Here is a 1,518-nt window from a genome sequence, read left to right as displayed (position 1 = left end):
GTAGCTGGGGGCCATATATGGCCCCCAGCTACGCCAAAACCCAGGGAACCACGCCGAAGACGGCAGTGACGCGTGATGGGCCCGGGATACAACCCGGGCCCATCGTTGCTTGTGCGTAGGTGGGATCAGCTCTTCTTGGAGTCCTCTGTCTCGACCCGCCACTCGGCAACTATCTTGTCGTTGTCGGCGACGAGGGAGACCAGCGTGGCGTCGGGGTTTTCGTCAAGCCCCTCCCTGATTTCCTTCGAAATCTCGGCGTTGAACTCTTTCCTCATGTCATCGGGAACGGTCCAACCGTTGTAGAACGCCTCGGTGATGTTGACCACCAGCACCCCGTCGACGGCGGAGAGTTCGATACGAAGGTTCGCAACGTACTCGCCGTTCTCGTCGACACCCTCGACGTCGAGCAACATGACACCATCGTTGATGGACAGTTTCACGGAGTCGTTGTCCGGGTCGCGCTCAAATTCGGTGGCGAGCGCTTGGGCCGTTATCTCTCCCGTGACCTGGAGCGACCCGTCGACGTTGCGTTCGACGTTGATGCTGCAGGCGCTGGCGATCAGTGCCAGAGCGGCAACACTCGCCAGTATGCGGATCTTTTTCTGCTTCATGGTTTACCTCCATGAACTCGTTGGGTTTCAATATCCATTGCACGACATCCGCCGCCTGGCGACCAGTAGCTGGGATCACGAACCGATGTGCATTTGTCACATCGCATATGACAGATGTCACAAAACCCTGGCCACACGGGATTTAGCGCCGATAATGGATTCGTGGCACATACAGATATCGAACCGGGCCTCATCCGCTTGTTCCGCTGGTACGTAGCGGTTCGGCTCGCCCTATTGGTGTTCTTGCAGCTCATTGGACAGGACCGTGCTGCGGGCGACCCGCTGTTCGTCCCGGAACCGGGGATCATCATCCTCGGGTTCTTGTTCATCTATCTCGCCACTCACCGGCTCCAGGCCCGGCTCGGGAGAAAGTATCTGCCGATCGCCCTGTGGGTCGCGGCGATCGGTCCGATTGTTGAGAGCAGGATCACGATCATTGCCCGCCTCGCCGAGGGTGCTTCGGCGAACGAGGCGATTGCCGACTACTGGTTGTTGTTCTTCTATCTGTTCGTCCCGCTGATCTTCGTTGCGTGGCAATACCGGTTCCGCTGGGTGCTGTTTTTCTCGGTCGGAACGTTCTTCCTTGAGGCTGCGCTGACAATTCCGCCGCTTGAGGACATGGGCGCCGATCTCGCCCTGCTCGGCGGGTTGATGCTCGGCCGGGCGACCCTGTTCACGTTTGTCGGCCTTGTCATCACAAAGCTGGTGAGCGCACTCCGCTTGCAGCGCGAAGCCCTGGCGGAGGGTGCAATTGCACGCGAGCGGTTGGCCATGAGCGAGGAGCGGCGGCGCCTGGCCCGTGAATTGCATGACACACTGGCGCACACGCTCAGCGCCGTGGCGGTCCAGCTTGAGGGAGTGAACAGCATCTGGGATGACGACCCCACAACGGCTCGCCAAATGATCG

Annotated in this window: 2 protein-coding genes; one reads left to right on the top strand and one right to left on the bottom strand. The window is 59.8% G+C overall.

The genetic code is table 11. From position 1 onward, the window contains the following. Positions 1 to 125: 125 nt before the first annotated feature. Positions 126 to 611: a hypothetical protein gene (locus tag GXP34_11660; protein ID NOY56627.1), complete on the bottom strand. Its 486-nt coding sequence runs from the start codon at positions 609 to 611 to the stop codon at positions 126 to 128. 162 nt (positions 612 to 773) lie between these two features. Here GXP34_11660 and GXP34_11655 point away from each other — a divergent pair. Then, positions 774 to 1,518 (top strand): histidine kinase (locus GXP34_11655; GenBank protein ID NOY56626.1); only part of this gene is annotated, 745 nt, incomplete at its 3' end.

Source organism: Actinomycetota bacterium (assembly GCA_013152275.1).
Classification (GTDB): domain Bacteria; phylum Actinomycetota; class Acidimicrobiia; order Spongiisociales; family UBA4744; genus BMS3Bbin01.
The sequence above is the reverse complement of the archived record's forward strand: the minus strand, read 5'-3'. Positions and strand labels throughout refer to the sequence as shown.